The sequence below is a fragment of the Halomonas sp. BN3-1 genome (genome assembly GCF_003056325.1).
In the GTDB taxonomy this organism is placed as follows: Bacteria; Pseudomonadota; Gammaproteobacteria; order Pseudomonadales; family Halomonadaceae; genus Halomonas; species Halomonas litopenaei.
Genome location: NZ_PYVV01000002.1, coordinates 218,063 through 242,048 on the forward strand (window position 1 = coordinate 218,063; position 23,986 = coordinate 242,048).

Annotated in this window: 19 protein-coding genes and 3 pseudogenes; 17 read left to right on the plus strand and 5 right to left on the minus strand. The window is 58.8% G+C overall.

Features of this window, described 5'->3' with window-relative positions; genetic code table 11:
- Nucleotides 1-43: 43 nt before the first annotated feature.
- From C9F12_RS22455 to C9F12_RS04385, 6 genes are all read left to right on the plus strand, one after another.
- Nucleotides 44-406, plus strand: a complete 363-nt coding sequence (locus C9F12_RS22455) for a hypothetical protein (RefSeq protein ID WP_162816387.1) — start codon at nucleotides 44-46, stop codon at nucleotides 404-406.
- Entirely contained in the window at nucleotides 399-1,307 is a 909-nt protein-coding gene (locus C9F12_RS04365; protein ID WP_108448099.1) for a tetratricopeptide repeat protein, read from the plus strand. Before C9F12_RS22455 ends, C9F12_RS04365 begins: the two co-directional genes overlap by 8 nt.
- A gap of 381 nt (nucleotides 1,308-1,688) precedes the next feature.
- Nucleotides 1,689-2,102, plus strand: a complete 414-nt coding sequence (locus C9F12_RS04370) for a hypothetical protein (protein WP_108448100.1) — start codon at nucleotides 1,689-1,691, stop codon at nucleotides 2,100-2,102.
- Between the two features lie 228 nt (nucleotides 2,103-2,330).
- Nucleotides 2,331-3,263, plus strand: coding sequence for a tetratricopeptide repeat protein (locus C9F12_RS04375; RefSeq protein ID WP_108448101.1), 933 nt, complete (start codon nucleotides 2,331-2,333; stop codon nucleotides 3,261-3,263).
- 447 nt (nucleotides 3,264-3,710) lie between these two features.
- Nucleotides 3,711-4,748: a DUF6708 domain-containing protein gene (locus C9F12_RS04380; RefSeq protein WP_108448102.1), complete on the plus strand. Its 1,038-nt coding sequence runs from the start codon at nucleotides 3,711-3,713 to the stop codon at nucleotides 4,746-4,748.
- Between the two features lie 376 nt (nucleotides 4,749-5,124).
- Nucleotides 5,125-6,174, plus strand: coding sequence for a DUF6708 domain-containing protein (locus C9F12_RS04385; RefSeq protein WP_162816388.1), 1,050 nt, complete (start codon nucleotides 5,125-5,127; stop codon nucleotides 6,172-6,174).
- Between the two features lie 77 nt (nucleotides 6,175-6,251).
- Here the strand turns inward: C9F12_RS04385 and C9F12_RS04390 are convergent.
- The 4 genes and pseudogenes from C9F12_RS04390 to C9F12_RS04405 form a co-directional block, all read right to left on the minus strand.
- Nucleotides 6,252-6,579: pseudogene (locus C9F12_RS04390) on the minus strand (IS30 family transposase); the annotation flags it as partial.
- A 23-nt stretch (nucleotides 6,580-6,602) separates the two neighbouring features.
- Complete coding sequence (locus C9F12_RS04395; protein WP_342586462.1) at nucleotides 6,603-7,454, minus strand: IS3 family transposase; 852 nt, start codon at nucleotides 7,452-7,454, stop codon at nucleotides 6,603-6,605.
- On the minus strand, nucleotides 7,418-7,729 hold the full coding sequence (locus C9F12_RS04400) for a DUF1153 domain-containing protein (protein WP_045995248.1): 312 nt from the start codon (nucleotides 7,727-7,729) through the stop codon (nucleotides 7,418-7,420). The genes C9F12_RS04395 and C9F12_RS04400 overlap by 37 nt, the downstream gene beginning before the upstream one ends.
- Before the next feature lie 56 nt (nucleotides 7,730-7,785).
- Nucleotides 7,786-7,932 (minus strand): annotated as a pseudogene (locus C9F12_RS04405) (IS30 family transposase); the annotation flags it as partial.
- 188 nt (nucleotides 7,933-8,120) lie between these two features.
- On the opposite strand from C9F12_RS04405, the gene C9F12_RS04410 reads away from it, so the two are divergent.
- Nucleotides 8,121-9,020, plus strand: coding sequence for a tetratricopeptide repeat protein (locus tag C9F12_RS04410; protein WP_108448105.1), 900 nt, complete (start codon nucleotides 8,121-8,123; stop codon nucleotides 9,018-9,020).
- A 96-nt stretch (nucleotides 9,021-9,116) separates the two neighbouring features.
- On the opposite strand, the gene C9F12_RS04415 is transcribed toward C9F12_RS04410, so the two are convergent.
- Nucleotides 9,117-10,046 carry a LysR family transcriptional regulator gene (locus C9F12_RS04415; RefSeq protein ID WP_108448106.1) on the minus strand — a complete coding sequence of 310 codons (930 nt, stop codon included), beginning with the start codon at nucleotides 10,044-10,046 and terminating at the stop codon, nucleotides 9,117-9,119.
- A gap of 184 nt (nucleotides 10,047-10,230) precedes the next feature.
- On the opposite strand from C9F12_RS04415, the gene C9F12_RS04420 reads away from it, so the two are divergent.
- From C9F12_RS04420 to C9F12_RS04465, 10 genes and pseudogenes are all read left to right on the plus strand, one after another.
- On the plus strand, nucleotides 10,231-11,340 hold the full coding sequence (locus C9F12_RS04420) for an S-(hydroxymethyl)glutathione dehydrogenase/class III alcohol dehydrogenase (protein ID WP_045994980.1): 1,110 nt from the start codon (nucleotides 10,231-10,233) through the stop codon (nucleotides 11,338-11,340).
- A 209-nt stretch (nucleotides 11,341-11,549) separates the two neighbouring features.
- Complete coding sequence (gene fghA, locus C9F12_RS04425; protein WP_045994979.1) at nucleotides 11,550-12,407, plus strand: S-formylglutathione hydrolase; 858 nt, start codon at nucleotides 11,550-11,552, stop codon at nucleotides 12,405-12,407.
- Between the two features lie 577 nt (nucleotides 12,408-12,984).
- Nucleotides 12,985-14,100, plus strand: a complete 1,116-nt coding sequence (locus C9F12_RS04430; protein ID WP_108448187.1) for a GlxA family transcriptional regulator — start codon at nucleotides 12,985-12,987, stop codon at nucleotides 14,098-14,100.
- A gap of 198 nt (nucleotides 14,101-14,298) precedes the next feature.
- Complete coding sequence (gene mtgA / locus C9F12_RS04435; RefSeq protein WP_045994978.1) at nucleotides 14,299-14,997, plus strand: monofunctional biosynthetic peptidoglycan transglycosylase; 699 nt, start codon at nucleotides 14,299-14,301, stop codon at nucleotides 14,995-14,997.
- Between the two features lie 284 nt (nucleotides 14,998-15,281).
- Nucleotides 15,282-16,295: a dipeptidase gene (locus C9F12_RS04440; protein WP_108448107.1), complete on the plus strand. Its 1,014-nt coding sequence runs from the start codon at nucleotides 15,282-15,284 to the stop codon at nucleotides 16,293-16,295.
- A gap of 42 nt (nucleotides 16,296-16,337) precedes the next feature.
- The gene (locus tag C9F12_RS04445) at nucleotides 16,338-16,883 is read left to right on the plus strand and encodes a DUF5943 domain-containing protein (RefSeq protein WP_108448108.1); all 546 of its coding nucleotides are present in this window, start codon (nucleotides 16,338-16,340) and stop codon (nucleotides 16,881-16,883) included.
- Nucleotides 16,884-17,111: 228 nt separating this feature from the next.
- Entirely contained in the window at nucleotides 17,112-19,214 is a 2,103-nt protein-coding gene (locus C9F12_RS04450) for an NADH:flavin oxidoreductase (RefSeq protein ID WP_108448109.1), read from the plus strand.
- Nucleotides 19,215-19,274: 60 nt separating this feature from the next.
- Nucleotides 19,275-21,263, plus strand: a pseudogene (locus C9F12_RS04455) ((Fe-S)-binding protein); the annotation flags it as partial.
- Between the two features lie 152 nt (nucleotides 21,264-21,415).
- On the plus strand, nucleotides 21,416-22,831 hold the full coding sequence (locus C9F12_RS04460) for an electron transfer flavoprotein subunit alpha/FixB family protein (protein ID WP_240184166.1): 1,416 nt from the start codon (nucleotides 21,416-21,418) through the stop codon (nucleotides 22,829-22,831).
- Nucleotides 22,821-23,951, plus strand: coding sequence for an electron transfer flavoprotein subunit beta (locus C9F12_RS04465; protein ID WP_240184167.1), 1,131 nt, complete (start codon nucleotides 22,821-22,823; stop codon nucleotides 23,949-23,951). The genes C9F12_RS04460 and C9F12_RS04465 overlap by 11 nt, the downstream gene beginning before the upstream one ends.
- Nucleotides 23,952-23,986: the final 35 nt, after the last annotated feature.

The window sequence follows — 23,986 nt, forward strand, 5'->3', positions numbered from 1 at the left end:
GACAGTTGTAGAAACAAAGCCAAACTCAAACTCGAGGTTGGGAGTGGTTTTTAATCCTAATGGGAAGAGACTGTCTGTTAACGTTGTTGTTCCTAAGTCAGAAAATATTACGTTGAATCTATCGCTAACAACCGAAAAAGAAGGGAAAGTCTTTTTTCTCTCGCAACATGAGTTCATTAACTCTGCTGCGTCGAGTGAAGATCTAGAAGAGAAAGTTGATTTAATTGGTGAAGGTAATGTGAGTGTTGTTTCAGTTTCTCGACTTGAGAACGATGCGCATTGCATAGACTATGAAGAATGTTTTTATAACAATGAGTTGGGTGAAAAAGGGATATTTAATGTGAAGTTTAGGTCATCTCAAGGGATTGGTGATAGTAATTTTATTTTGAGAAACTTTAATGAATAATCGAGTTTTTTTTCTGTTTTTTCCAGTGGCCGTTATCGGTTGTGGTGAATCAACACAGCAAGCTATGCCAGACGAATTTTTGGCGATGGAAAAGCCTCCTTTTATTGTAAATGTTGATCCGGGGAAGTACTCTTTAAATTCACTGTATGATGATGGTACCGTGAGCCAGTTATTAAGAAGTGTGGATGAGGGGGATTATAGGTCAAAATATTTGCTTGGGGTTTTGTTAAACAATGATATATCCATTGTTCAGTTAGAAGACAGTATCTATGATGGAAGGTCACTTTTGCTGGATAGTTGGAAGAATGGCGTTGTAGATGCTGGATATTCTCTATACTTGATTTATAGATCTTCTGGTGATAGCGATAGTTTAGCTCTTGAATATCTTGCATCGTCTGCTGAGTATGGGTATGTTAAATCACAGCGTAGTCTTGGTTATTGTTATAGCGGTGTTGTCATAGATGATTTGTGTGAAGTGGATTACTCAAAATCTATGTATTGGTTTAGAAAGGCTGCTGAAGAGGGGGATGCCCTATCTGCACTAAGTCTGTCAGGTATGTATGAACATGGGCAAGCTGGGGAAAAGAATTATTCAGAAGCGTTTTATTGGGCTTTTTTATCAAAAGATATGATGTATGATAGTAATTCCTTTTCTTTTAATAGACTGGCAAGGTACTATGAAGAAGGTATCGGTACAGACATAGACCTCGTCCAAGCCTATAAATATTACGACCTTCTCTCCCCCGGCAGTGCCCCAGATAAAGCCCGCCTGGAAGCACAAATGACACCTGAGCAGATCCAAGAAGCTATCCGTCTATCCCGCCAATGGCAGGACGAGCATAATATCTTTGTTCCCAGCTACTACGGCCTCGAGTATCAGGAGGATGGGTCCTTTCAGTGATGCACTTCCCTAAAGCGATATTTAGGATTCTAAATTAGCAGGCCCTCCGCCATATCTGTGCTGAGGGCCTGAATTTTTGAGGCCGAAATAAAATAGCTCCGTTGCCATCACCGATGCTCCGGCAACCTACTCTCCGGCTGTCCTCGAATCGGGTTTTGGAGGATTTGGTCGGAGAAGTTGACGTCGCTGAACGTCATTGATGCTGGTAGTAATATTCTAGCGATATACGATGTTTCCACAATATGTCGGAGGCTGGTCGGGCCAGCAAGGCGGGGCTATCGGATGAGACGGTTGCCGCACGCCATGTCCAAGGCGGATTGTCAATTTTGAGTGGCAGCCTTGGGCTGATGACCCTGTTCATCGCAGGTGCTCCCCTCACTGTTGCAGCACCTGGTAAGTATCACCGTTCTCGTTCTCGCTTGGGTATTTGTTGAACTGGTAGCAAAAGCGGTCTATATGCGGGTAGATCTTAGTCTGATCGGGAACCATAAAGGACAGATTGAACCGTTCCGAAGCGCTGAAGAAGAGTTAGCGTCGCTTGATCTGGTGTTCAAGGGGCTGATGGTGGATATTCAGTGGGAAGGGGTTGAGATCAGAGAGGGGATTTTTGGTGGTATCGTTGGTGAAACAAAGCCAATTCCCAATTCGATGTTGGGAGTGGTTTTTAATCTTAATGGGAAGAAGTTTAAAGTAAGACTATTGGTGCCAAAGTTAGAAGGTTTAAGGTTAACCGCTGAGTTGGTTAGCGATGGGATCGAGTTTTCGGAAACACTTTCATCTTATATTTTTTGTTAGCGAGTGATGCTGAAAATTTAGAGGTGGGATCTACAGGAAGGCAGAGTCTTGTATCCGCCGAGCCTCAGGGAGTAAGCGTGGAAAAAATGGCGATTGGTATGAAATTTTCTATGATATTGTGGCCAAAGATGAAGAAATACTAGGTGCTGTCGATTTTTATGTTTCATTTTCTTCATCTGTAGGTCGTGGTGACACCGGGAGAAGTGTGTTTAGAATTAAGGTGTGAATATGAAAGTGGTTAATAATTTTTTAGTGGTGTTGATTGTGTGTCTTATTTTTTTATTGGTTTCTTCTTGTGTGGAAGATTTTGATAGCGCTATAGGGGTGTCTTATATGGATATTGAGGGCGTTCCTAATATTCTTAACAATAATCCTGGGCCCCATTCTGTTGGTAGACTCTTTGAGGGTTATTCATTAGATGAATTAGAAAGTTTGTCTAAGGATTTTCCTGATGCAATGTATTTGATGGCCTTGGTAAAATTTGGGAATATTCCAAAGATGAAGGTTTCCCCTGATCCTGTGGCTGGGCGTCATCTGTTAGAGGAGGCATGGCGCCTTGGTATTGTGGATGCAGGATATAGCCTGTACGAAGTATATAGTAAGGGAGTTGGTGTTGAAGTTGATAATGCTCGTGCATTTAGCTACTTAGAGTCTTCTGCTGAACTGGGATACATAAAGTCTCAGCAAACATTGGGTTTTGTTTTGTCCGGGAGAAGAATGAACGATTTTTTGGAAATTGATTTTTCTTTGGCGAGGGATTGGTTTGAACAAGCCGCAAAACAGGGCGATGCCATATCTGCGCTTAATCTAGCTGGCCTCTATAGAGCGGGAAAAGGGGGGGAGGCTGATTTGGCCAGGGCGTATTATTGGGCATCCAGTGCTGAAAATATGCGTTATGGTGATGCGGTTTATTCCTTTAGAACATTGGCAAAATACAATGAAGAGGGCGTTGGCACAGATATCGACCTCGTCCAAGCTTATAAATATTACGACCTTCTCTCCCCCGGCAGCGCTCCCGATAAAACCCGCCTTGAAGCACAAATGACCCCTGAGCAGATCCGTGAGGCCATCCGCCTTTCCCGGCAGTGGCAGGAAGAACACAATATCTTTGTCTCAAGCTACTACGGCCTCGAGTATCAGGAGGATGGGACCTTTCATTGATGCACTTCCCTAAAGCGATATTTATAATTCTAAATTAACAGCCCCCCCGCCGCATCAGTATTGAAGGCTTACTTTGTTTTCGAGACTGCAATCAAATAACTCGGTTGCCATTTTCCGACGATGTGGCAATCTAGTCGCCGGATGCCCACCAGATCGAAGTAGCGTATCTTCAAGCTGACCCAGCTTGAACTCAACCAGCACGGTGACAGCGCCGAACGGAGCTTTCGTAAGCGATTCACATACCCCATCTCGGGCCTGATTACTTCCTATCGCACTGGTTTCTTCCTAGAGAGGAGAACACCATGATCGAACTGGCTGCCTCGTTTGTATGACGAAAGCTCCTGAACCTAGTGTTTGAATCTGATTTATATTCAACTGAGTTGATTGTTGACTCAAGCTGTAACTGCTGGATTCATAAAAGCAAGAGCGCTGTAACTGGAGGGTCATATGGATTTCATGGGGTTGTCAAACGGGAAGTTTCATGCATTTCCAGTGAGCAGGAAACTGCGGCAGGAGGAGATAGATTCAAAAATTGAGAATTATTGTGGTAATGATACGTCGGCAAAAGATCTGATATCTGTTATAAAGATAAATAATTGTTATATGGAGATGGTGGATCGATGGTATGCCCATAAGGGGGAGGCAGTGTTCGCAGGCTTCATTTCGATGATGATTGCAGGTCTTGGTTTTGGGGTGATGGGAACGACCACTTTTCTGGCTGGGGATTGGCCATTCTTTATATTCGTGACATTGTTGTGCGCTGGTCCTGCTGCCCTTGGCTGGGTGTTGTTTCGCCTTGAGGCTTTTCAGTTGACGCATTATCCGGTTCGCCTAAACAGAAAGAATAGAATGGTTTATGCTATTCTGCCTAGAGGGGATATGGTTAAAGTGAAGTGGGATAATCTTTTTGTCTATTTGGCAGAAAACAAAATCGCATGGTTTCCAAAGCCGTTCTACGAGATTAGGGCGCATGTTCTCTCTGACGATAGAGAAAACGTATTGAAAACTTTTTCTCTAGGCTACCCGACTTGGGGAGAAAAAGAGCTTACCTTAGGTAAGTGGGAATTTGTTCGTCGCTACATGGAAGATTCTGATGGCTATGAAAAAAACTCGGAATTGATTGAGCTTTGCATGCCATTAGATGGAGTAAAAGAGAGTTTGTCATTTTGTATAATTAGAGGCATGGGGCCACTGTCGGGTTCTTTTTTAGGTCAATTGTTCCTGTCTCCGATATATGTTTTAGGCGTGTGGGGGAGAATGGTGGCGATATACACGAGTAAGATTCCTCGGTGGCCGGAGGATATTGAAGCGAAGTGCCATGTTTCGAAAGACGACCCCTACGCTAAGACTGCTGATGATAATGCGCCATTTACTTTCGTCGAAGGAACTTGGCCTATCATCTGTTTCTGCATTGGTAGTTTAATTACCTTTTTAGGGGTTGTCTGGGCGGCCTATACTTATGTAATGATGTTTGTCAATGGATAGTAGAGAAGCATAACATTTTTAATGTTATGCACATGGCAGCGCCTCATTTTGCCGACCTTTAGGTACGTCGTGATTATCCTGCATTAGAGCGTGTCTGCATAAGTTTTCTTCAAAAAATCGACGCGTCCGGGTCGCTATCTGACAAGCATGTAGCGCTTGGTCAAAAACTAAGGACCTCCTCTTACTGTTACGTCGATCTGAGTGGGGAGCTGTGGGACTTTGGTGCGGATGAACTGGGCTACAGTGAATTATTTATGAAGTTTGATGTCCACAACTACGCTTTAGAATGAACTGATGAAGAAGTTCTCGATCGGATATTAAAGGATAGCTTCTTTTCGTCAACTGAACGTCCGAGAAACTAAAGGTAGATGCTGAGATGGATTACCAAGGGTTGGCAAGGATAGGGAAGCTACCTTTCCCTGTGGACAGGGAGTTAATGGATGCTGAAATTTCAAATGAGATTGGGAAAATCGATACCTGGGGATGTTCTCCTAGAGACGAGCTTTCAGTTATAAAAATCAACAGTTGTTTCATGGAGTTAGTGGATAGATGGTATTCTCATAAAGGTCATGCAATATTTTATTCATGTGGTCCATTTGTGATTGGAAGTCTATTTATTGTCGTGGTGGCGATGCTTGCTTTCGAGATGAATGAAGTTGATATTTGGTGGGTGTTTTTATTGTCCTTCGTGATGGGAGGGGGGTTGTTACTATTTGGGTGGACAATGTTCAGGTGTGAGGCGTTTCAGTTGACTCACTATCCTGTGCGTTTTAATAGAAAAAACCGCATGGTATATGCGATTCTTCCTCATGGCGGGATTGCTAAGGCTAAGTGGGATGATTTATTTATCTATTTGGCGACGAATAGGGTGTCATTTTTCCGTAGACCTTTTTATGAAATACGAGCCCATGTGCTTGCCGATGATCGAAAAACCGTCTTGCAGACCTTTTCCTTGGCATACCCCATCTGGGGAGAGCGTGATCATGCTCTAGGAATGTGGGAGTTTATCCGTCGCTATATGGACGAGCCTACCGGCTACAAGCGGAATTCTGAGCTGGTAGAACTATGCATGCCCATCGACAAGAAGCGTGAGAGGCTATCGTTTTGTATTATCCGGGGCATGGCGATTTTTGCATCCTCTCAGGCGATACAGTTGATTATGTCGCCACTTTTTGTTCTTGTTATCTGGGGACGAATGGTCGCCATCTATACCAGCAAGGTACCTGAGTGGCCGGCCGATATCGCTTCACAGTGTCATGCGCCTAAAAATGATCCCTATGCCAAGACTGGAGAGGATAATACCCCCTTTACCTTTTTCGAAGGGACATGGCCAATCATCTGTTTCTGTATGGGTAGTTTGATTTCGATTTCCATCATTACATGGGCGGCTTACACCTATGCAGGTATGATTATGGCGTTATTTTAGTGTTCTTCGTCGCAGGGTTTGGAGTTTTAACTCCCTTTGGTTAGAGAGGGCTGATGCAGCTTCTGAGTGCAACATCGTCAATGCGTTGATGACGGAGCTTCATGGTACTGCGCCATCAGTTCGCTCATCGTTTCAATGGGGCACTTGAAATCCAAGCGCTTTCGCGGATGCATGTTCAGTTCAAGCGCGATTTCATCTAGTTCTTGCTGGCTATAGACCGATGGGTCCGTTCCCTTGGGCAGATATTGCCGGAAGCCTATTGATATTTTCGTTGGCACCTCTCTGCCACGGGCTATGCGGGTCACAGAAATAGATGGCAACACCGATATTCTGAGTAATCTGGGCATGCTTTATCATCTAGCGTCCCTGGTCATACGTCATGCTCTTCCGTGCAGCCAATTGTAATGACCCCCTAGTTTCTGCACACCCTACGCAGCTAATGCAGGGTGTGCTTGGGGTGCCACATAGCCCAGAGACTGATGTGGCCGTTCTTCGTTGTAGTACCGGATCCAGTGATTGATCACTGCCCTGGCTTGTCCCAGCGACTCGAACCGATGCAGCCAGATACACTCCTCCTTCAGGGAGCGGAAGAAGCGCTCTACGAGCCCGTTCTGTTCCGGCGTGTACGGTGTCGTGAACTCCTGGGTGAGTCCGTAGGCCTTCACCGTGCCCGTGTAGTGGCGACTGCTGAAGACCAGGCCGTTATCGGACCGCAGTGCCAAGGGGTGATGAATTCGGCCCAAGGCGCCGAATCGATGCACCAGGGCCTCTTCCAACGCGGCCTCGGCGGTCTTGCTACTGCCATTGTCCGATAATCGCCAGCCGAGGATCTCCCGAGTGCAACAGTCGATAATCACCGCCAAGCTGGCTCGTCGATCCTTTCCACACCACACGTGAGTCAGATCAGTTGCCCATCGCTCATCAGGTCTTGAAGCGACTGACGGCAAGCTCCTGGCACGTGGCCGGAAGCCTTGGGGTCGTTTGCGCACCTGCCAGCCCTTCAACTGCAGGATGCGTTGGATAGGCTTGCGGTTCTCTCCCAACACGCACGCCAGACGACGATAACCATAGGTAGGGAACCGTTCCAGAGTCAGCTTCACCCTGCTAGCCAGCTCGGTATTGATCACACGGCGCCGCGGCTTGGGCCGGTAATACAGGCTTCGCCGGGGGAGTCCCAACCAGCGGCAGAGCTTGACGAGCGATACCACATGACCTTCCTCGGCCAGTTGCGCCTGCAGCGACCTTACGAGTTCTCGTCCTCGTCGAGCAGGCGCTTGAATTTTTTTAGTGCATAGATCTGCAGATGGGCTTCGCCCAGTGCCTCCTTGGTCTCCCGGAGCTCGGACTCGTACTGCTCACGGATGTCCTTGGGGCGGGCTTTGAACCCGTTCTCCATGTTGCGTTGGGCCTCATCGATCCAGCCTTCGACCTCGGAGACGGTGAGGTCATACTGGCGAGCCACTTCAGCGACGGTTGTCTTGCCCTTGAAGATGTCCATGACCACGGCGGCTTTGCGCTTCGCGGTCCATCGCTTGATGGGGTTGTCGTCGTTCATCCTGTCCTCCTGATGGCTGCACTATAGCCTGTGCAGCTCTGGAGGGGGTCACTTCACAATGGCATTCGGTTCAGCGCAGCGCTAGAGCCTTCCACGGCAGCGGTGGCGGTTGCGGTTGCATCGTTCCTCCTCGCCAGAATCAGGTAACCGCTTTTCAATTCGACGAGGGTGCCGACAGCCGATGCATTGCCCTTGCCTTTGAGTGGGCGGACGTGCTGGTTTAGCAGAAATTCCTGCTGAAGTGTCAGATAATAATGGGTGCTATACGATTCATTTTGACGAGTCATATAGTAATCTTTACGTTGGTGAATCGATTTTGGTGCGAGTCTCGGTGCGTAATGTTGATATTCCGTGGAGTAGTTCTGAGAATTTCATAGTAAGGTTTTAAATAATGCAAAAAATTCTTTCTTTTGTGTTTTTTGTTTTTATATCTGCATGTGATAATAAAGAGACAAGTGGTACTGAGAGGTTAGCGCTTGGAGAGTCTGCATTCATAGTGAACAATGATAGTGGCCCATTTTCGATGGCACCTTTTTTAAAAGATATTGATTTGTCAGACATTATAGAAAAACATCAAGGAGGCGATGCTAAGTCAGAATATTTTTTAGGTGTCTCTTTGATGTATGGGTATGATGTTGGGATGAATAAAGAGGAAGGCGTTAGGATTTTAGAGTCAGCGTGGAAAGGTGGTGTCGTAGATGCTGGTTATGATTTATATGAGGCTTATTATTATGGAGGCGGTGCTTCGGTCGATTTTGTAAAAGCTCTTTATTATCTTATAGTCTCTGCTGAAAATGGTTATATTAACTCCCAGAGAGAAATCGCCTTTGCTTATAAAGGGAAAATGCCAGTTGATCTGGTGGAAGTTGATTATGAGGCGGCTCTTAGATGGTTTATCGAAGCGGCTAATGGTGGTGATAAGATTTCTGCTTCTAATGTTGCTCAAATGTTTTATGATGGTGATGGTGTTTCTCAAGACGAAGAAAAGGTCTTTGAATGGATGTCTAAAATCGAAGGGCTTCCATATGGTAATCCGATGGATGGCTTTTCTGGCTTGGCAAAAGTCTACGAAGAAGGGATAGGTACGGATATCGACCTCGTCCAAGCCTATAAATATTACGACCTTCTCTCACCTGGCAGCGCCCCCGATAAAGCCCGCCTTGAAGAACAAATGACCCCCGAGCAGATCCGTGAGGCCATCCGCCTTTCTCGGGAGTGGCAGGAAGAACATAATATCTTTGTGCCCAGCTACTACGGCCTCGAGTATCAGGAGGATGGGTCTTTTCAATAGTCACAGATGGCAGGCAATAGGAGGCAAGCCTTTTGGTGACCAGATGTCGAAGGCCCTCGATACGAAAGCGTATCGAGGGCCTTTTTGTCGCTGGGGTTAGTCGGATGGCGCTGGCTCGTCGGTGCCTCGCCTGTCGCGATATCGCGGTGGCAGGCGCTCTGCGAGGTGTTCGGCGAGGTAGTCGATGACCACGCGGACCTTGGGGGAGCGGTGGCGGTGGTGCGGGGTGACGGCCCAGACGCCGGTATCGCTGTGGCGGTAGGTGTCGAGCACCGAGACAAGTTCGCCACGGGCCAGATGGTGCTCGACGTAGTAGTCGGGAAGCTGACCCAGGCCCACGCCCTTCAGCACGGCGTCGAGCAGGGCCGGGCCGGAGTTGCCCTGCCAGGGGCCCTTGATCGCCACTTCCCGGGGAATGCCGTCGACGGCGAAGCGCCAGCGATCACGTGAGCCATGCAGGCAGCGGTGGTGCTTCAGTTCGGACAGGGCGTGGGGCTGCGAGTAGCGCTGGAAGTAGTCGGGGGAGCCCACCACGTACTCGCGTCTATCGGCCAGGCGGCGGGCGATCATGGTGCTGTCCTCCAGCGTGCCCATGCGGATGCCGATATCGAAGCCCTCCTCGATCAGGTCCACCTGGCGGTTGGTGAAGTGCAGGCGCACGCCGAGCTGAGGGTATTGGATCAGCAGGTCGTTGATCAGAGGCGCCACGTAGCGCTCGCCAAAGGTGGTGGCGCAGGTCAGCGCCAGCTCGCCCCTGGGGTGAGCCTCGAAGTCCTTGACCACGGCGTCGGCCTCGCGAAAGCCGTCGACCAGCGCCTCGCACTGCTGATAGTAGAGCCGACCGGCCTCGGTCAGGCTTATCTGGCGGGTGGTGCGATACAGAAGCGGCGTATCGAGCCGGCTTTCCAGGGCGGCCACCTGTCGGCTGACGTGGGAGCTGGATACACCCAGGCGTCGGGCGGCGGCGGCAAAGGACTTCAGGCGTACCACTTCGATAAAGGCTTCAATGCCGGCCCAGGGATGCATGGCGCTCTCCATTGTTGCGAGACAGCAACAATGTTATGCCGAATGCGTGCTTTATCCCAGTCCGTAGCGAGGTCTAGACTGTGGTCATCATCCACCGGGTCAGGATGACCCGTGCCCCTTACGTCAGTACGCCAGGCTTGGTCGTTCATGCCTGGCGTGCAACCCCCGATCCGAGGAGATTGCCATGAAGTCTCGCGCCGCCATTGCCCTTGAAGCCGGCAAGCCGCTTACCCTGACCGAAATCGATGTCGAAGGCCCCAAGGCCGGCGAGGTGCTGGTCAGGGTGGTCGCCACCAGTGTCTGTCACACCGACGCCTATACCCTGTCCGGAGCAGACCCGGAGGGGCTGTTTCCTTCGGTACTGGGTCACGAGGGAGCCGGTGTGGTCGAAGAAGTGGGGGAGGGCGTCACCAGCCTGAAGCCCGGCGACCACGTCATCCCGCTGTACACGGCCGAGTGTGGCGAGTGCAAGTTCTGCCGTTCGGGCAAGACCAATCTGTGCAGCTCGGTCCGTGCCACCCAGGGCAAGGGCCAGATGCCTGACGGCACCACACGCTTCTCGCTGGATGGCAAGCCGCTCTATCACTATATGGGCACTTCCACCTTCAGCGAGTACACCGTGGTGCCAGAGGTTTCGCTGGCCAAGGTGTCCAAGGAAGCGCCGCTGGACAAGATCTGTCTGCTCGGCTGCGGGGTGACCACCGGGATCGGCGCGGTGATGAACACCGCCAAGGTCGAGCCGGGTGCCACCGTGGCGGTGTTCGGTCTCGGTGCCATCGGCCTTGCGGTAATCCAGGGTGCGGTGATGGCCAAGGCCGGTCGTATCATCGCCATCGACGTGAATCCGGACAAGTTCGAGCTGGCCAAGCAGTTTGGCGCCACCGACTTCGTCAATCCGAAGGACTACAGCGATTCCATCCAGCAGGTGATCGTCGACCTGACCGACGGCGGCGTCGACTACTCCTTCGAGTGCATCGGCAACGTCAACGTCATGCGGTCGGCGCTGGAGTGCTGTCACAAGGGTTGGGGCGAGTCGATCGTCATCGGTGTCGCCGGCGCCGGCGAAGAGATCTCCACCCGGCCTTTCCAGCTGGTGACCGGTCGGGTATGGAAGGGCTCCGCCTTCGGTGGCGTCAAGGGCCGTAGCCAGCTGCCGGGCTACGTCGAGCAGTACATGAAGGGCGAGCTGAACATCGACGACTTCATTACCCACAACATGGAGTTCGAGAAGATCAACGAGGCCTTCGACCTGCTTCACGCCGGCGAGAGCATCCGCACCGTACTGCATTACTGAGCCGGTAGCATCGAGACGGCGCTGATGAGGCCACGCCCGCCTGTCCCAAGCGATGGGCCAGGCGGGCGCCGATTGGCGGTGAGCCGATTGCTGGCGCAGTATTGATGCCAGCTCGCCCCACCGCCAGACGGCCGCGTCGTCCGCCAGAACGCACCGCGTCGTTTTATCCGCCCCGGACCTCGGGGCTTCATCGTTGAGGGGAAGTCGCCATGTCCATGAGCGAACATCTGGAACTGGTCAGCGCCAATCGCAGCTTCGGCGGCTGGCACAAGCGCTATCGTCACCACTCGCGGGCGCTGGACTGCGAGATGACCTTCGCCATCTATCTGCCGCCCCAGGCCGAGACGGAGAAGGTGCCGCTGCTGTGGTGGCTGTCGGGGCTGACCTGCACCGACGAGAACTTCATGCAGAAGGCCGGTGCCCATCGGCTGGCGGCGGAGCTGGGCATCGCCATCCTCTGCCCCGACACCAGTCCCCGGGGGACCGACCTGCCGGGTGAGCACGACAGCTACGATCTGGGTTCCGGGGCGGGCTTCTACGTCAACGCCACCCAGGAGCCGTGGAAGGCCCACTACCGGATGTATGACTACGTCACCGAAGAGCTGCCTTCGGTGGTTCGTCAGCACTTCCCGCTCAACGGTCGCGAGTCCATCAGTGGTCACTCCATGGGAGGCCACGGTGCCTTGATTCTGGCGCTGCGCAAGCCGGGGCACTACCGCTCGGTGTCGGCGTTCTCGCCGATCGTCAATCCGACCCAGTGCCCCTGGGGGCGCAAGGCGTTCTCGGCCTATCTGGGCGAGGATTCCAGCAAGTGGACCCAGTACGACGCCTGTGAGCTGGTGGCCCGTGGCGCCTCACGTCAGCCGTTGTTCATCGACCAGGGCGACGCCGATGACTTCCTCGATGAGCAGTTGTGTCCAGAGCGACTGGAGGCGGTCTGTGCCGAGCGCGATCACCCGCTGATCCTGCGTCGCCAGCCCGGCTACGACCACAGCTACTTCTTCATCGCGACCTTTATCGAGGATCACCTGCGCTACCACGCCGAGAAGCTCTACGCCAAGCGCTGAGCGAGACTTCTCGCCAGCCTGCAGTACCCTCCAAGGTATCCACCACGGCCCCCGATCATCGGGGGCCGTGGTGTTTCTGGGCTTATTTTTTTGCCCGGGATTTCTGCGGCCTGAACTTCCGGACCATGGAGTGGGGGAAGAGAGTGCTGGGTGTTGGCGTGTCCGGGCAGGGGGTGGGCGTGCGCTGGCTGGCGAGCCAAAGGCGGCGTCCCGGCAAGGCATCAACGGGTCGCCTGGAGAGATAGCCCTGTCGTGAATGGGGAAATATGGCCGATCCTTTGCCTTGTCAGGTGACAGATGCGACCTCGTCATAGTCACCTGCGACATCATTGTCGGAGACGACTGGTCAAGCGGCAGCCGATAGCGATTATTGTGATGCCGAGACTCAGTCGCCAGGCGTAAAGTCGTCGGAGAAAAGCACGGACGCTCCTGCCTGCGATACCCGTAGCGACGCTGGCAACGTCGAGGGTGTCGACACCATGCGCGAGTCCTGTTCCGTTTACGACGTCGCGATAACAACAAATGGACGTGACGGTACCTCGTGGCTTGCGACGAGGAGGCCGACGCTGTGGAGAAGATGACCATGACCCTGCCTAGCCGGCCCGAGGGGCCACAGACCGTAGGTTTTCTGCTGCTCGAGCATTTCACCCTGATCTCGCTGGCCTCGGCCATCGAGCCGCTGCGCATGGCCAACCAGTTATCGGGCCAGGAACTCTATCGCTGGTTCACCCTGAGCCTGGATGGTGCGCCGCTTCAGGCCAGCGACGGCCTGACCGTGACGCCGGACTCGTCGATCACGGTGCCGCTGTCGCTGGACATGGTCGTGGTCTGCGGCGGCGTGGCGCCGACCCGCCATGTGCACCAGGGCCACGTAAGCTGGCTGAAGGCCCAGGCACGCCACCTCAAGCGATTTGGCTCGGTGTGTACCGGCGCCTGGGCGCTGGCCCGGGCCGGGCTGCTCGAGGGTTATGAGGTCAGCACCCATTGGAAGTGCCAGGCAGCGCTGCAGGAGGCCTACCCGGGCATCGGCCTGACGTCGAAACTTTTCGCCATGGACCGGGACCGTTTCACCTGCTCCGGCGGCACCGCGCCGCTGGACATGATGCTGACGCTGATCGGGCGTGACCATGGGCGCGAGCTGGCGGCGGGCATTTCCGACATGTTCGTGTGCGACCGGGTGCGTGGTGAGCAGGACCAGCAGCGGGTGCCGCTCAAGCATATGCTCGGCACCACCCAGCCGCGACTGCAGGAGATCGTCGCGCTGATGGAGAACAACCTTGAAGAGCCCATCGACCTGGACGAACTGGCCCGCTACGTCAGCCTGTCGCGGCGCCAGCTGGAACGGCTGTTCCAGCGCAACCTGCACTGCTCGCCGTCGCGCTATTACATGCGCCTGCGGCTCAATCGCGCCCGTCAGCTGTTGAAGCAGACCTCGATGTCGATCATCGATATCGCCGCCGCCTGTGGCTTCGTCTCCACCCCGCACTTCTCCAAGTGCTACCGCGAGTGCTTCGGCCTGCCGCCGCGGGAGGAGCGACTGGGCTGGAGCGCCTTCTCGCCGGTGGTGGCCGGTAGCACCGTATCCCCGCTGCTGGCGGCGGCCCCTGACGAACCGGTGTCCCGGGCGCTGTCGGCGTTGGAAGAAGCCCGCGGGGAGCCGACCTACGGCAGCTTCAAGGTGTTGCCCAAGTAGCGAAGGGCGTGTTGAACAATGCGCCTTCGCTGGCTGAATTTGCTGGACGAGGCCTGGGACCAGGCTTCGGCATGCCTGGACGCCAGATATCGGCAGGAGAGCCTTTGGCCACACCGGTAAAATGCTGACAGCGGCGATTGCCCGCCCCACCCAAGGCCTTGATATACTCCCCGGATCGATTCCAACCGAGCCCGATGCATGCGCAACTGGTGGCGCCCTCTCAGCCGACTTCTGCTACGCGCCACCCTTGCCTTTGCGCTGGGGTCAGTGGTGCTGGTGCTGGTGTTTCGCGTGGTGCCGGTGTTCGGCTCCATGGTGATGCTGGAGCGCGAGGTCTCGTCCTGGTTCTCCGGCGAGCCGCTGGACATCCAGCAGCGCTGGCGTCCCTGGGATGAGCTATCCGACAACGCCAAGCTGGCGGTAATCGCGGCGGAAGACCAGCGCTTCCCCGACCATCATGGCTTCGACCTGGTGGAGTTGAAGCGTGCCATCGAGTCCGCGATGAATGGTGGCTCGCTGCGCGGGGCCAGCACCATTACCCAGCAGACCGCCAAGAATCTGTTTCTGTGGACCGGGCGGGACTATGTGCGCAAGGTGTTCGAGGCCTGGTTCGCCACCCTGATGGAACTGCTGTGGCCCAAGGAGCGCATCCTCGAGGTCTATCTCAATATCGTCGAATTCGACCGGGGGGTCTTTGGCCTGGAGGCCGCCAGTCGCCACTACTTTGGCGTCGGTGCCGATCAGTTGAGCGCCGCCCAGGCGGCCCGCCTGGCGGCGGTGCTGCCCAACCCGCGAGAGCGCAGCGCCTCGCACCCGGGGCCGCGCACCGCCCGTCATGCCGCCTGGATTCAGCGACAGATGAATAACCTGGGCCTTGGCTACCTGGAGAAGCTGTAGCCGGCAGGCGTCGCAGTCCTTGATCCTTTGGGTTCTGTCCACTCGCTTCTTTTTCCCTTCGCCCCTTCACTTCTGGCACGCCTTCCCTCGGTCTCGACGCTCGTCGTTTCGCTTCTTTCCTTTGCCCACGGGTGCCTTTTGTCGCTGCCGGAACGGCGGTGACGCTTTTGGAATTCTCGTCGTCGCAATCAGGCGTCGTGGCCCCCCGGGGCGGCGCTATCCTGCCCGCACAACGCCAGCGTTTGCCGCTGGCGCTCTCCCTGAAGCGGGTAAGGACAACAGCGATGAACTCCCCTCTGACGCAAACCGAAACTGGTGCCATCGACGCCCGGGCGCTTCACCGCGAGGCCACGGTGATCGACGGTCTGATCATCGCCAAGTGGAGCCGTGAACTCCTCGAGGACATGCGCCGTGGTGGGCTGTCGGCGGCCAACTGCACCGTGTCGGTGTGGGAGGGGTTCCAGGCCACGGTGGACAATATCGTGGCCACCAACGCGCTGATGGAAGAGTGCAGCGACCTGGTGCTGCCGGTGCGCACCACCGCAGACATCCGGCGTGCCAAGCAGCAAGACAAGACCGGCATCATCTTCGGCTTTCAGAATGCCCATGCTTTTGAAGACCAGATCGGCTACGTCGAGATCTTCAAGAAGCTCGGCGTCGGTATCGTCCAGCTCTGCTACAACACCCAGAACCTGGTGGGCACCGGCTGCTACGAGCGCGACGGTGGCCTGTCCGGCTTCGGTCGCGAGATCGTCGCCGAGATGAACCGGGTCGGGGTGATGTGTGACCTGTCTCACGTTGGCGCCAACACCTCGCGCGAAGTGATCCTCGAGTCGTCCAGGCCGGTCTGTTATTCCCACTGCCTGCCCTCCGGGCTCAAGGAACATCCGCGCAACAAGTCCGACGAGGAGCTCAAGTTCATCGCCGATCATGGCGGCTTCGTCGGCGTAACCATGTTCACCCCCTTCCTGCGGGCCGGGGTCAACGCCACCATCGACGACTACGTCGAGGCCATCGTCTACGTGATGAATATCGTCGGCGAAGACGCCATCGGTATCGGCACCGACTTCACCCAGGGCCACGACCAGGCCTTCTTCGAGTGGCTGACCCACGACAAGGGCTACGCCCGTCGCCTGACCTCCTTTGGCGAGATCATCAACCCCAAGGGGATTCGCACCATCGGCGAGTTCGGCAACCTCACCGAAGCGCTGCTGCGCCACGGCCTCAGCGAGGCCCAGGTGCGCAAGATCATGGGCGAGAACTGGGTACGGGTGCTGGCCGATGTCTGGGGCGAATAGCACACAACCACCACAACAATACCGCCTGCCAAGGAGTCGACCGTGACCAAGATGGCGCCTGAACTGCCCATAGAGGTGGACGTCGAGACCGGTGTCTGGACCTCCGATGCCCTGCCGATGCTGTATGTGCCGCGACACTTCTTTATCAACAACCATATCGCCGTGGAGCAGGCGCTGGGCGTCGAGGCCTACGCCGAGATTCTCTACCACGCCGGCTACAAGAGCGCCTGGCACTGGTGCGAGAAGGAGGCCGAGTTGCACGGTCTGGTCGGCGAGGCGGTGTTCGAGCACTACATGACGCGTCTGTCCCAGCGAGGCTGGGGCCGCTTCATCACCGAGGCCATCGACCTGGAGGCGGGGACCGCCCGGGTGCGACTGGAACACAGCGCCTTCGTCTACCAGCTGGGCAAGGTTGGCTACCGGGTCGAGTACATGTTCACCGGCTGGTTCGCCGGTGCCATGGACCAGATTCTGGCGGCCTCGGGGTCGGCGCTGCGTACCCGTGCCGAGCAGACCCAGAGCGCCGCCGAGCCAGGCTGCGAGGTAGGCCGCTTCGAGGTCCAGCCGCTCGCCACCGTGCCTCGCTGAGCTGCGCTATCTCGTCGATTCGGTGCGCCGCCCTGGTGTTCCTGTCAGGTGACGCTGTTCGGCGAACCCGATCGGCGACCCTAATCAGCAACCCCGGTCGGCGAGCTCAGCCAGCAACCCCCGTCGGCGAGCCCAGCCAGCGGCTCCCGTCAGCGACCCCAGTCAGCGACCACCGCAGGCCAAGCGTCTTTCGTGGTTCCACCTTCGTCCGGGCAGAGGAGTTTCCCCATGGCCTTTGACGCGATCTTCGAGCCGATCACCATCGGCAGTCAGACCATTCGCAATCGCGTGGTCAGCACCGCCCACGCCGAGGTCCACGCCACCGACGGTGGCATGACCACGGAGCGCTACGTGCGCTACTACGAGGAGAAGGCCAAGGGCGGCTGCGGGCTATGCATCTGCGGCGGCTCCTCGGTGGTCTCCATCGACAGCCCCCAGGCCTGGTGGAGTTCGGTGAACCTGTCCACCGACCGCATCATCCCGCACTTTCAGAACCTGGCCGAGGCGGTGCACCGCCACGGCGGCAAGATCATGATCCAGATTACCCATATGGGGCGTCGTTCGCGCTGGGATGGCCACGACTGGCCCACCCTGGTGTCACCCTCGGGCATCCGAGAGCCGGTCCATCGCTCCACCTGCAAGACCATCGAGGAGGAGGAAATCTGGCGCATCGTCGGTGACTTCGCCCAGGCCGCTCGCCGGGCCAAGGAGGGCGGTCTCGATGGGGTCGAGCTGTCCGCCGTGCACCAGCACCTGATCGACCAGTTCTGGAGCCCCCGCGTCAACAAGCGCGAGGACGCCTGGGGCGGCACCTTCGAGGGCCGCATGCGCTTTGGCCTGGAGGTGCTCAAGGCGGTGCGTGCCGAGGTCGGCGACGACTTCGTGGTGGGCATGCGCATCTGCGGCGACGAGTTCCACCCCGATGGCCTGACCCACGACGACATGAAGGCCATCGCCGCCTACTACGATGCCACCGGCAAGGTGGACTTCTTCGGCGTAGTCGGCTCCGGCTGTGACACCCACAACTCCCTGGCCAACGTCATTCCCAACATGTCCTATCCGCCGGAGCCCTTCCTGCACCTGGCCGCGGGTATCAAGGAAGTGGTCAGCGTGCCGGTGATCCACGCCCAGAACATCAAGGACCCGACCCAGGCCAACCGCATCCTCGAAGGCGGCTACGTCGACCTGGTGGGGATGACCCGGGCGCATATCGCCGACCCCCACCTGATCGCCAAGATCAAGATGGGCCAGGTCGACCAGATCCGTCAGTGCGTCGGCGCCAACTACTGCATCGATCGCCAGTACCAGGGCCTCGACGTGCTGTGCATCCAGAACGCGGCGACATCGCGGGAGTATATGGGCCTGCCGCATGTCATCAGCCAGAGCGAAGGCCCGAGGCGTCGCGCGGTGGTGGTGGGTGGCGGTCCCGGTGGCATGGAGGCCGCCCGGGTGCTGGCCGAGCGCGGCCATGAGGTGACCCTGTTCGAGGCCGAGGACAGCCTGGGCGGCCAGATCACCCTGGCGGCTAGGGCCCCGAGTCGCGACCAGATCGCCGGGATTACCCGCTGGTATCAGCTCGAACTTGCCCGGCTCAAGGTGGACCTGCGCCTGGGCACCCGGGCCGATGTACCCACCATCGATGACCTGAGGCCCGACCTGGTGGTGCTGGCCACCGGCGGACGGCCGTTTCTCGACCAGTACGCCGACTGGGGCTTCGACCCTGACCCGGAAAAGAGCCTGGTTGTCAGCACCTGGGACATCCTCTCGGGCAAGGTGGCACCGGGCCAGAACGTGCTGGTGTTCGATTCCATCTGCGAGTTCTCCGGGGTATCCGCCGCCGACTTTCTGGCCGACAAGGGCGCCCGGGTCGAGATCGTCACCGACGACATCAAGCCCGGGGCCGCGGTGGGGGGCACCACCTTCCCCACCTACTACCGCAGCCTGTACGAGAAGGAGGTCATCATGACCTCGGACCTGATGCTGCACGAGGTCTACCGCGAGGGGGCGTCGCTGGTGGCGGTGCTCGAGAACGAGTACAGCGGGGTGCAGGAGGAGCGCGTGGTCGACCAGATCGTGGTGGAGAACGGCGTGCGCCCGGACGAGCGGCTCTACCTCGAGATGAAGGAGGCCTCGCTCAATCGCGGTCAGGTCGATCTGGAAGCGCTCTACGCGGCCAGGCCGCAGCCCTGCCTGGCGCACCTGGACGCAGAAGGTGGCAGCGCTGGAGATCGCAGCGCCGGTTTCGTGCTGTTCCGACTGGGCGACGGGGTGGCGCCGCGCAATGTGCACGCCGCGATCTATGACGCCCTGCGTCTGTGCAAGGACGTTTGAGCGAGCCACGAGGGCGGCCCTGCCGCCGCCCGCCTGCCCCTCGTCGAGAGGAGATAGAAGATGCCCGCAACCGTTCTTCCTGACTTGCTGGCCGTGCTGGTGCTGGCCGTGCTGACACTGACCCTGGTGGGTGGGGCCAGACGCTTCACCCTGTGGCGACGCGGGCGGCCCTCGCCGGTGCCCTGGTTGGCGGGCCTGGCGGCGATGCCACGACGCTATCTGGTGGATCTGCACCACGTGGTGGCCCGGGACAAGGCCTTCGCCCACACCCACGTGGCCACCGCCGGGGGCTTTGTCGCCGCTGCGCTGCTGATGCTGCTGGTGTTGCTGGTGCCGATGCCGGCGGGGCTAAGGCTCGGCCTGACCGGCCTGATGCTGGCCGCCAGCGTGCTGATGCTGGTCGGTGCCAGGCTGGTCGCCAGGCGGCGGCGCTCGCTGCCGGCGCGGCTGTCGCGTGGCCCCTGGATGCGCCTGCCCAGGAGCCTCACGGTTTTCTCGGCAAGCCTTGCCGGCGTTGCACTGGTCAGTCTGCTTTCCTCGCTGCTGCCGCCAGGCTGGCTCGGCGGCATCCTCGGCTGGACGCTGGCTGGTGTGCTGCTGGTGGGGCTCGCACTGGGGCTCGCCGAGATGTTGCTGGGCATGACCTGGGGCGGGCCGATGAAGCACGCCTTCGCCGGTGCACTGCACCTGGCCTGGCATCGCCGGGCAGAGCGCTTTTCCACGCGCTCAAGCGAGCGTGAGGGGCGCACGCCGCGCTCCACTGGGCTCAAGGCGCTCGATCTGGACGACCCCGAGGCGCCGCTGGGGGTGGCGTGTCCCGAGGACTTCACCTGGAACCAGCGCCTGGGCTTCGATGCCTGCGTGCAGTGCGGGCGTTGCGAGGCGGTGTGCCCGGCCTTCGCCGCCGGCCAGCCGCTCAATCCCAAGAAGCTGATCCAGGACATGGTCCGAGGCATGACCGGTGCCAGCGCCGACAGCTACCACGGCTCGCCCTATCCCGGCCGGCCGCTCACTCAAGATAGAGGTCAAGACAAGTCTCAGAACCAGGGCCGGCCGGGAGGACCCATCGTCGTCGAGGCGGGTGGCGCCCTGCTCGATGCCGATACCCTATGGTCCTGCACCACCTGCCGGGCCTGCGTGGAAGAGTGCCCGATGATGATCGAGCACGTGGACGCCATCGTCGACCTGCGCCGTCACCTGACCCTGGAGCGCGGCAAGACCCCGGGCAAGGGCGCGGCGGTGCTCGACAATCTGATCGCCACCGACAATCCCGGCGGCTTTGCCCCTGGGTCACGCATGCACTGGGCGGCCGACCTGGCGCTCCCGCTGATGCGCGACTACGGCCAGGTGGATGTGCTGCTGTGGCTGGGGGACGGCGCCTTCGACATGCGTAATCAGCGTACTCTGCGCGCCCTGGTCAAGATCCTGCGGGCGGCGTCGGTGGACTTTGCCGTGCTTGGCAACGAGGAGTGCGATAGCGGCGACGTGGCGCGCCGGCTGGGAGACGAGGCGACCTTTCAGCGTCTGGCCAGGGCCAACGTGGCGACGCTTTCACACTATCGCTTTCAGACCATCGTCACCTGCGACCCCCACAGCTTCCACGTGCTCGGCAACGAGTACGGCGCCTTCGGCGGCGACTACCGGGTGCGCCACCACAGCACCTTCATTCAGGAGCTGATCGCTGACGGACGGCTCACGCTCGAATCCCGTCAGCGCGGCCGTGTCACCTACCACGACCCTTGCTACCTGGGGCGCTACAACGGCGAATACGAGGCCCCGCGCCAGGTGCTGGCGGCGCTCGGCATCGAGCTATCCGAGATGCAGCGCTCCGGTTTCCGTTCACGCTGCTGCGGTGGCGGTGGCGGCGCCCCGATCACCGACGTACCTGGCGAGCGGCGGATTCCCGACATGCGCATGGCCGACGTGGCCGAGACCGGCGCCGAGCTGGTAGCGGTGGGCTGCCCCCAGTGCACCGCCATGCTCGAAGGGGTGGTCGATGCCACCGCCCAGGTGCGCGATATCGCCGAGCTGGTGGCCGAGGCGCTGATCGAACCGCCTGCCGGCAAGCGCCAAGCGCGCAACGCGCCAGCACACGGCAGGACGGTCGCCGCAAAAGGAGGTGTGGCAAAAGGAGGTGTGGCAAGAGGCGTGGACCCGGTCGTGGACCGAGGCGTGGGCCGTGATGTAGAGGAGCTGAGCCAATGAACCCGTCCGATGAAGCGACGCGAGGCAGCGCCCCAGTAGCGATGGGTCGGCGGCGTCGCGATCCCCGGCAAGAGTGGATCGCCCGCAACCGCCTGCATCCGCAGCATCAGGCGGTGCTGGCCACGTTGGAGGGCGCCACCACGCCACAGGCGTGGATGGGCCCCCAAGGACGGTTGCGCCGGAACCCCCACGCGGTGGGCTTTATTGGCCCCAACGGTCGTCGGCGTATCGACCGCAGCGGTGTCCAGGCGGGAGCCGCCGCGTCGCCTGCAGGTCGCGCCCAGACCACAGACGTTCAGGTCGCCCGCGACCGGCGCCGAGCGGTGACGTTGGAAGCCCCGGCGGGCTGGATCGCGGTGGTCCCGGATACCGCGTCCGGCAGGCTGACCGAGCACGATCGCGATCTGTTCGGCCTGGCCCGCCGACTGGCCGATAGCGGTTCCAAGCCAGAGGGAACTGAACTGGCCGTGGTGGCCATCCTGTTCGGGGATTCGCCGCCACCCGCGCTGAAGCAGGCGCTCGGCGAGGCCGGGGCCGATCGGGTGGTCTGCCTGGCGGTGGCGGAGGGTTATGCCCCCGAGGCACGCCTGGCGGCCTGTACCCGAGTGGATGAAGCGCTGGCGCCGCGCCATTGGCTGTTTCCCGATACCGCCCTGGATGGCGGCGATCTGGGGCGCAGGCTGGCGGTACGGCTGGGCGAGCGGCCCGCCTGTGGAGTGTGGCGGGTCGAGGCGGATGGCGGGCTCGATGCCGGCGGGTCCTGCGTCTGTCGGACCGGGTCCGGGCGCGAGGACCAGCCCCGTCCGCTGCCGCGCATCCTGATGGCGCTGGCCGAATGCGCCGAGCCGGTGGTCGAGACCCGCCGCGAGGCGAGAGCGATGGCCCTGGAGCCACCGCACGCGCCTGAGATGAGGGTCGAGGATCTTGGCGCGGTGGCGGTGGACCCTGCCGAGATCGCGCTGCACGAGGCGCCCTTTATCCTGTCCGGCGGCAATGGCGTTGGCGACTGGCCCGGCTTTCACCGGGCCGCCCAGGCGCTGGGCGCCAGCGAAGGCGCCTCCCGGGTGGCGGTGGACGACGGCCATATGCCACGCCATCGCCAGGTGGGGGCCACCGGCACCTTCGTCAGCGCCCGGGTCTACCTGGCGGTGGGGATCAGCGGGGCGATCCAGCACCTGCAGGGGATCCAGCGCTGCGACAAGGTCATCGCCGTCAACCGCGACGCCGGCTGCGATATGGTCAAGCGGGCCGATCTGTCGGTGATTGGCAATGGCGACGAGATCCTCGCCGAACTGGTACGTCTGGTCGAGGCCGGGGGGGAACGTGGAGGCAAAGGTGATAGCGAGCGTGGCGATACCCACGAGTTCCGGCCAGCGGAAACATCCTCGAAGGAGGCCCTGAATGTTGCCTGAATCTTCCTCCCCCCATGGCGAGGCCCAGATCGGCGCCAGTGCCGATGCCAATGGCGGTGTCAAAAACAAAGCCAACGCCAACGCCAACGCCAAGGCCTCAAGCGCCGATGCTGGCAATTCGAAAGTCGGCGCCATTACCTCGCTTCGCCTGGATGTGCTTTTGTCGGTGGGGCGCCATCGTCTGACCGGTCGCGCCCAGCGTGCCGATGGCGACGCCCGGGCGCTGGAAATGGCGTTGTCTCTGAAACAGGCGCTGTCACTGAGAGAGGCATTAGTGGCTGAGAAGACGACCCCTCCCGAGGTGGAGTTGATTCCCTGGCACCAGGGGCCGGAGGGCGACGACACCGAAGCGGCGCTGCGTGGCTATCTGGGCATGGGCCTGGACGCCATTCGCTGGATCAAGGCACCGGCGGCGGCGGACGCCATGGCGCCACTTCGGGCGTCGCTGGCATCGCCTTCGGAGGGGGTCGCTCACCACCGTCAGGCGCGCCTGGTGCTGTGCGGGATGCGTGCCGAGCAGGGCGAGGGCACCGGCATGCTGCCGATGGTGCTGGCCGAGCAACTCGGCTGGGCCTGGGTCCCTGGGGTGGTGGCCCTCGAGCGTATTGAAGCGATCGAGGGTCGCCAGCGGCACGCTGAGGACGGTGAGCCGGGCAAGGTCAAGGACAGCGAGGAGACCGCGCTGTTCCGGGCCATCGTGCTGCAGGCGCTGCCGCAGGGACAGCGACGCCGTCTGGCGGTGACCCTGCCGGCCATCCTGGGGGTGGACAGCGCGGCACCGGCCGCGCGCCAGAGCGCCTTCGGTCCGGCCCGGCGTGGTCAGCTGCGTCTGGTCGAGTCAGGCGAAGAGCTGGTGCTGGACCCGGCGGTGGAGCAGTGGCCGCTGATACCGGCCCGCGCCCGCCCCAGGCGGCTCAAGATCGTCACCGCCACCAGCGCCCGGGATCGCTTCAAGGCCGCCGCCGCCAAGGCCGAAGGTGGCGGTGGTCGGGTGCTCGAGGATGTCTCGGCCACAGAAGGGGCCGCCGCCATCCTGTCGATGCTCGAGGCAGAGGGCGTCTTGCCTGCCGGCGGGGCCCGGCACGGTCAACAAGGTAGTCCACAAGGCGATGGACGCTGACGCCAAGCGGTGCCAGCATCAAGGCAGGGACCGCC